The following is a 7,000-nucleotide window of genomic DNA, read 5'->3' as shown; positions in this document are numbered from 1 at the left end:
GATGGGAGCGCAGCGGCGGACCGATGTCCCGTTAATTCGCCGAAAGGCCGCCCGGGCCCACGCCTACCCCAGCGTCTCCACCGTCAGGTTGCCGTTGGTGTAGACGCAGATATCGGCGGCGATGGCCATGGCCTTCCGGGCGATCTCCTCGGCGCCCATGTCGGAATGGTCCAGCAGGGCCCGCGCCGCGGCGAGGGCGAAATTGCCGCCGGACCCGACCGCCGCCACGCCGTGCTCCGGCTCCAGCACGTCGCCGACGCCGGTGACCGTGAAGATCGAATGGCGGTCCGCCACCAGCAGCATGGCCTCCAGCCGGCGCAGATATCGGTCCGTGCGCCAATCCTTGGCCAGATCGACGCAGGCCCGCGCCAGCTGGTCGGGGTACTGCTCGAGCTTGGCCTCGAGCCGTTCGATCAGGGTGAAGGCGTCGGCGGTCGCCCCGGCGAAACCGGCCAGCACCTTGCCGCCGGCCAGGGTCCGCACCTTGCGCGCCCCGCCCTTGACGATGGTCGGCCCCATGGAGACCTGGCCGTCTCCGGCGATGACGGTGCGGCCGTCCTTGCGCACCGCCAGGATGGTGGTGCCGTGCCAGCCGGGCGATGCGGAAACTGTGGTGTCGTGCGTCATGGCCCCCAGATGGAGACCGGAATGCAGCGCGGCAAGGCGAAACAGACGCGGGCCCAGCGGCTACGCTTGGCCATATTCTGACCAATGTAATCCGTTACATTAACATTCCTTGCCCCACATCTCGCCATATGAGGGAATCGACGTGCTTCATCGCGTCATCTACGCCAGTGAAGCTGTCGGCGCGACGGGCGCCTCCACACTGTCGATCGTCCAGATTCTCGGCGTGTCCGAGCGCAACAACCGCCGCGATCACCTGACCAGCTGCGTGATGTTCCACCAGGGCCATATCCTGCAGGTCGTCGAGGGCGCGCGGGCCGATGTCGACCGCCTCGTCCGGCGCCTGATCGACGATCCGCGCCATACCGGTTTTCGCATTCTGGTCGACGCGCCGGTCAAGGCCCGCAGCATCGACGAGCCCATGGGCCTGTGCGGCGATCCCGCCGCCCTGCTCGGCCGGCTCGGCCTCGCCTGCCTGTCCCGCGTCACCGCGCGCGAGGCCGAGGCTCTGCTGGATATCCGCAAGGCGGCGTGACGGCGGGCCCCGGACGCCCTAACTGGGGCGGGTGAACTTTTCCGACGACGAGATCGAGCGCTATGCGCGCCACCTGGTGCTGGCCGAGATCGGCGGGCCGGGCCAGCAGCGGCTCAGGGCGGCGCGCGTGGCCGTGGTCGGCCTCGGCGGGGTCGGCGCTCCGGCCGCCCTCTACCTGGCCGCGGCCGGCGTAGGGACCCTGCGGCTGATCGACGACGACGTGGTCGGCCTGTCCAACCTGCAGCGCCAGATCGCCTTTTCAGACCCGGACATCGGCGATCTGAAGGTCGAGGCCGGCGGGCGGCGGCTGGGTGCCCTCAACCCCCATGTCGAGATCGAGGACGCGCCGGAACGGCTGACCTCGAACAACGCCGCATGGCTGCTTGAGGGCTGCGACGTCGTCATCGACGGCACCGACGATTTCGGCGCCCGGTTCGCGGTCAACGCCGCCTGCGTCGCGGCCGGGCGTCCGCTCGTTTCCGGCGCCCTGGGCCGCTGGAGCGGACAGGTCGGGGTGTTCGCCGGCCGTCCCTGTTACAGTTGTCTGGTGCCGGAGACCCCGCCCGACGCCGAGACCTGCGCCCGGGTCGGCGTGGTCGGGGCGCTGGCCGGCGTGGTCGGATCCATGGCCGCCCTCGAGGCGATCAAGCTGATCACCGGCGCGGGCCAGGCGCTGACCGGCCGGCTGCTGATCTACGACGGCCTCGCCGGAACCGCGCGCGCGGTCGGCGTCGCGGCGGACCCGGCCTGCCCCGTGTGCGGACCGGACCTGACGGCCTAGTCGGCCGCCGGAGCCCCGACATCCGACGGCTCCGCCGCCGCCGTGGTCGCCGCCGCGGTCGCGACGGGGAGATGCCGGGCGAGAAAGGATTCCACCTCCGTCAGGGCGGTCGTGTCGTTGCGCGTCGACCAGTTGGAGTGGCCCGCGTCCTCCAGCACGACGAGCCGCACGTCCTTGCCGGCCCGCCTGAGAGCCCGCTCCATGTCCCGCGACTGGCTGACCGGCACCACGTCGTCGGCATCCCCGTGGATCAGCAGCACGGGCAGGCGCCAGTCGGCGGCGTGCTGCAGCGGCGAGACCGCCTCGAGCCGCTCGCGGTCCTCGCGCGGATCGCCGATGGACTTGAGCCAGTAGTCGTAGCGGTCGGAATCGGCGCCCGCCTCGGCCCGCTCCCAGCGCAGCATCGAGACGAGGTCGCTGGGCCCGGCGACGGAGACGACGCAGCGGTAGAGGTCGGCCTGGCTGGCGCCGGCCTGCAGGGCCGCGTAGCCGCCGTAGCTGGCGCCGACGATGCAGACCCGGCCGCGGTCGGCCAGTCCCTGGCCGATCAGGTGTTCGAGGCCGGCGGTGACGTCGTCCTGCATCCGGCCGCCCCACTCGCGGTAGCCCGCCTCGGCGAAGGCCTTGCCCATGCCGGCGGAGCCCCGGAAATTCGGCTGGAACACCTGGTAGCCCCGGGTGGCGAGGAACTGGGCCCACTGGTCGTAGGTCAGGTAGTCGCGCAGCTCGGGCCCGCCGTGCGGCATGACCACCAGCGGCAGGGCCGCATCCGCCGCGGCGCCGGGCGGCCGGGTCAGATAGCCGAACAGCGGTTGTCCGTCCGCGGCCGTGTAGTCGATCCGCTGCATCGTCCCGAGCTGCGCTTCCTGCAGCCGGGGATAGATCGAGCCAACGAACTCCATGTGCCGCTCGGCGACGTTGAAGATGTAGTATTCGCCCGGATTGTTCGGGGCCGAGGCCTGAACCAGCCAGCGCGAGCCATCCCGGGCCTGCGAGACAACGCTGACGCTCCAGCCGTCCCCGAAGAAGCGGCGGATGCCGGTCATCACGGCGTCCTCGCGACGGTCGTTGAAGTCGCAGCGGTAGATGTCGGCCCAGTAGCAGCCGGCCACCAGCTCCTGCGAGTCCGCGTCCAGCAGGATTCCGGACACGTCGTACTGCGGATTGCGCCAGATCGTCGGGCCCATGGTGCGGGTGGCGAAGTCGAACACGTGCACCCCGGCGGTGCTTTCACCCTCCGCCGCCTCGGGCCGGACCGCGACGTAGATCTTGCCCGGCTCGGACGTCGCGCCGAGGAAGTCGTAGTCGGGCAGGTTGCGGACCTCGTCGCGGCGGAGGCGGTAGACCTCGCTCCAGCCGCCGTCCGGGTTCAGCGCCTCCATCAACATGACCCGGCCGTCGGCGCCGCGCCAGGCGATGCGGCCGACCACGGCCCCGTCGCGGTCGGTGAGATAGTCGAGCACCCGGCGGTGGCCCTCGACCGTCTTCTCGGCCGCGCCGCTCAGAATGTTGACTCGCGCCACGTTCAGGCGACCGCGGCCGTCGCGGTAGCTCATCAGGATGTGGTCGGGATTGTCGCGCAGGGTGTCGAGCACCGATCCGGGAAGGGCGTCTTCGGTTCCGGGCGCCTGGAGGGCCACCACCGCGCTGCCGTCGCGCGCGACCGACAGAACCGATTCCCCGTAGCTGAATCCGCGCACGCGGCCGTCTTCCCGTCCGCCGAAGCGCCGCAGTTCGAATCGCGTCATTCCGATCAGCAGCCGGTCGTCGGTCTTCCAGCGGATCCAGTCGATATAGACCCCGCCGAAATGCTCGCGCGCCGAGCCCGCGCCCATGACGGACACGGTGTTCTCCTGCAGGTCGCGGATGTGAACCGCGCTCTGGTCGCCGGTGCGCACCGTCCACACCAGATAGCGCCCGGACGGCGACAGGCTGGCCGCAGCGAGGGCGGGATCCTCGAGGAAGTCGGCGATCGTCGGCGGATCGGCGCGCGCCGGCAGCGCCGCGCCCAGCAGCCAGAGGGCCGCGCAGGCGGCCGTCATCGTTCGAACAATACGCATGGTCCCGCCCCCGGTGTCTCGCGCAAGCTTTCCGCGAGCGCCCGGTGCGCGTCAACCCGGAGAGGCTAGAGCATGGCCGGAATCACCCGGTCCGGCGGGCGGTGGCCGTTCTGGAAGGTCAGGATGTTGGTGATGACGCGGTCGCCCATGTCCTGACGGGCCTCGAGCGTGGCCGATCCGAGATGGGGCAGCAGCACGACATTGGCGTGACCGGGCAGGCCGGGATGCACCGCGGGCTCGCGCTCGTAGACGTCCAGCCCGACGCCGGCGATGGCCCGGCGCGCCACGGCGTCGGCCAGGGCCGCCTCGTCGATCAGTTCGCCGCGCGCGGTGTTGATCACCAGCGCATGCGGCTGCAGCTTCGCCAGCCGCTCCGCCGACAGCAGATGGTGGGTCTCCCTCGTCGCCGGGCAGTTGAGGGAGATGATGTCCATCCGCGCCAGCATCTGGTCGAGGTCGTCCCAGTACGTCGCACCAAGCGCCTCGGCGACCATCTCAGGGACCGGCTTGCGGTTGTGGTAGTGGACCTGCATGCCGAACGCCTTGGCGCGACGCGCCAGGGCCTGGCCGATCCGGCCCATGCCGACGATGCCCAGCCGCTTGCCCCACAGCTTGCGGCCGGTCATCCAGGTCGGCGTCCAGCCCTCGAAGCGGCCCTCGGCCATGACCTGGGCCCCCTCCACGATGCGGCGGCTGACGGCGAGGATCAGGGCCATGGCGAGGTCGGCGGTGTCCTCCGTCAGCACGCCGGGCGTATTGGTGACGATCAGCCCCTTCGCCACCGCCGCCTCGACGTCGATATGGTCCACCCCGGCGCCGAAGTTGGCGATCATCCTCAACCGCTCGCCGGCGGCGGCGATCAGGCCGGCGTCGATGGCGTCGGTAATGGTCGGGACCAGAACGTCGGCCCGCCGCACCGCCGCCTCCAGCGCGGGCCGGTCCATCGGCGTGTCGGTCAGGTTGAGCTCGGCGTCGAACAGCTCGCGCATGCGCGTCTCGACCGCGTCCGGCAGCCGTCTGGTTAACACGACCTTAAGCCTGGACGCGGACATTCGGAGCCTTCGATTTCACGGACCGACACGTGTCTAGCAAAGCTCGTCTCCGCTTCCAAAGGCTGGCTGCAACGGCCGCCACCGTCTGCGCGGCGGTGCTTGCCGGGGCGGCGCAGACCATGCCCGACGGCCGCCCGACCCCCAGCGGCCAGCCGGTGCCGCGCTGGCTGTCGCTGAAGTCGTCCGAGGTCCACGCCCGCTTCGGCCCCGGCCTCGACCATCGAATCCTGTGGGAATACCGGGTCTCCGGCCTGCCGGTGCAGGTCATCGCCGAGACCGCCGAGTGGCGGAAGATCTGTGATCCCGAGGGCGCCGTGGCCTGGGTCCACCGCAGCGTCGTCTCCAGCCGCCGCAGCGTGTTCAACGCCTCGGACCGTGAGCTCCCCATCCATTCCGGCCGCTCGGACACGTCTCCCGTGCGGGCCCGGCTCTCGCCCCGCTCGGTGGTGGCCATGGACGAGTGCGAGGACGGATGGTGCCGCGTCCGCGCCGGACGGCTTCGCGGATGGGTGCGCCAGTCCGCCGTGTTCGGAACCCAGGAGCGGCCGCTGTGCAACGCGGCCCGGCCGGCCGGACCGGGACGGCGCGACTAGCCGCCGTCCACGGCAGTGGTTGAGCCCGCTGCCGCGCTCGTGTAACCCGGCGGCCACACCGGCCAGGAACGGCGTCCGCGCCGCCGGCCCTCTGAGATGCGAGCGTCCGTGACCCAATCGAAATTTCCGTCGTCGTTCGACTATGAGGCGCTGCTGGCCTCAGGCCGCGGCGAGCTGTTCGGCGAGGGCAACGCCAAACTGCCCGCCCCGCCGATGCTGATGTTCGACCGCATCACCACGATCAACGGCGACGGCGGCGCGCACGGCAAGGGCTATGTCGAGGCCGAGCTGGATATCCATCCCGACCTCTGGTTCTTCCAGTGCCACTTCATCGGTGATCCGGTCATGCCGGGCTGCCTCGGCCTCGACGCCATGTGGCAGCTGGTCGGCTTCTACCTCGGCTGGATCGGCGGCCCCGGCCGCGGCCGCGCCCTGGGCGTCGGCGAGGTCAAATTCACTGGCCAGGTCACACCCGACATCAAGCGGGTGGTCTACAAGATCGACCTCAAGCGGGTGATCAACCGCCGCCTGGTCATGGGCATCGCCGACGGGGTTCTCGAAGCCGACGGCGTCCCCATCTATACGGCCACCGACATGCGCGTCGGCCTGTTCGGCGCGACTGAACCCGTCGGCGGCTAAACCCGTTCAAAGACCGCGGGGCAACGCGGCGATCTGAGTTCAAGAAGGAAGCACCATGCGGCGTGTCGTCGTCACCGGACTGGGTATCGTCTCATCCATTGGCACGGGCCAGGATGAGGTCACTGCCTCCCTGCGCGAGGCGAAATCCGGCGTCCAGCACGCCGCCGATCACGCCGCCCACGGCTTCCGCTCCCAGGTCTGGGCCCCGCCGGCGCTCGGCGTGACGGCCGACGACTGGGCCCCGCACGTCGACCGCCGCGCCGCCCGCTTCCTCGCCAACGGGACGGCCTGGGGCCATATCGCCTTCGAGGAGGCGCTGAAGGATTCCGGCCTGACCCCCGACGAGATCAAGTCCGACCGCATCGGCGTCATCGTCGGCGAGGGCGGCCCCTCGACCCAGGTGATCCTGCAGGCGGCCCAGACCACTATCGACAAGGGCTCGCCCAAGCGCATCGGCCCGTTCGCCGTGCCCAAGGCCATGGCCTCCGGCCCCTCGGCCGTTCTGGCGACCTGGTTCGAGCTCAAGGGCGTCAACTATTCGATCAGCTCGGCCTGCGCGACCAGCGCCCACTGCATCGGCGCGGCCGCCGAACAGATCGCCTGGGGCAAGCAGGACGTGGTCTTCGCCGGGGGCTGCGAGGATATCGACTGGTCGATGTCGAACATGTTCGACGCCATGGGCGCCATGTCGTCGAACTTCAACGACACCCCGGCCA

The 7,000-nt window shown here is 70.5% G+C and carries 8 protein-coding genes; 5 read left to right on the top strand and 3 right to left on the bottom strand.

All coding sequences use genetic code 11. The annotated features are described in order from the left end of the window. Nucleotides 1–63: 63 nt before the first annotated feature. Nucleotides 64–627: an ATP-dependent protease subunit HslV gene (gene hslV, locus VGD32_RS11070; protein WP_331031944.1), complete on the bottom strand. Its 564-nt coding sequence runs from the start codon at nt 625–627 to the stop codon at nt 64–66. A gap of 142 nt (nt 628–769) precedes the next feature. On the opposite strand from hslV, the gene VGD32_RS11065 reads away from it, so the two are divergent. After that, nucleotides 770–1,159, top strand: a complete 390-nt coding sequence (locus tag VGD32_RS11065) for a BLUF domain-containing protein (RefSeq protein WP_331031943.1) — start codon at nt 770–772, stop codon at nt 1,157–1,159. Nucleotides 1,160–1,190: 31 nt separating this feature from the next. After that, nucleotides 1,191–1,940: a molybdopterin-synthase adenylyltransferase MoeB gene (locus VGD32_RS11060; RefSeq protein WP_331031942.1), complete on the top strand. Its 750-nt coding sequence runs from the start codon at nt 1,191–1,193 to the stop codon at nt 1,938–1,940. Here VGD32_RS11060 and VGD32_RS11055 read toward each other — a convergent pair. After that, the gene (locus tag VGD32_RS11055) at nt 1,937–4,000 is read right to left on the bottom strand and encodes a S9 family peptidase (protein WP_331031941.1); all 2,064 of its coding nucleotides are present in this window, start codon (nt 3,998–4,000) and stop codon (nt 1,937–1,939) included. The two genes, VGD32_RS11060 and VGD32_RS11055, sit on opposite strands and share 4 nt — an antisense overlap. A 65-nt stretch (nt 4,001–4,065) precedes the next feature. Further along, on the bottom strand, nt 4,066–5,052 hold the full coding sequence (locus tag VGD32_RS11050) for a D-glycerate dehydrogenase (protein WP_331031940.1): 987 nt from the start codon (nt 5,050–5,052) through the stop codon (nt 4,066–4,068). A gap of 29 nt (nt 5,053–5,081) precedes the next feature. On the opposite strand from VGD32_RS11050, the gene VGD32_RS11045 reads away from it, so the two are divergent. The 3 genes from VGD32_RS11045 to VGD32_RS11035 all read left to right on the top strand — a co-directional run. Continuing rightward, nucleotides 5,082–5,645 carry an SH3 domain-containing protein gene (locus tag VGD32_RS11045; RefSeq protein ID WP_331031939.1) on the top strand — a complete coding sequence of 188 codons (564 nt, stop codon included), beginning with the start codon at nt 5,082–5,084 and terminating at the stop codon, nt 5,643–5,645. Nucleotides 5,646–5,753: 108 nt separating this feature from the next. After that, a complete protein-coding gene (gene fabA / locus VGD32_RS11040; RefSeq protein ID WP_414644413.1) occupies nt 5,754–6,284 on the top strand; it encodes a 3-hydroxyacyl-[acyl-carrier-protein] dehydratase FabA in 531 nt (176 codons plus the stop codon). A gap of 55 nt (nt 6,285–6,339) precedes the next feature. Beyond that, on the top strand, nt 6,340–7,000 hold a 661-nt coding region (locus tag VGD32_RS11035; protein WP_331031937.1), incomplete at its 3' end, for a beta-ketoacyl synthase N-terminal-like domain-containing protein.

The organism is Brevundimonas sp. (assembly GCF_036402095.1).
Taxonomy (GTDB): domain Bacteria; phylum Pseudomonadota; class Alphaproteobacteria; order Caulobacterales; family Caulobacteraceae; genus Brevundimonas.
This window is presented reverse-complemented; position numbering and strand designations above follow the sequence as displayed.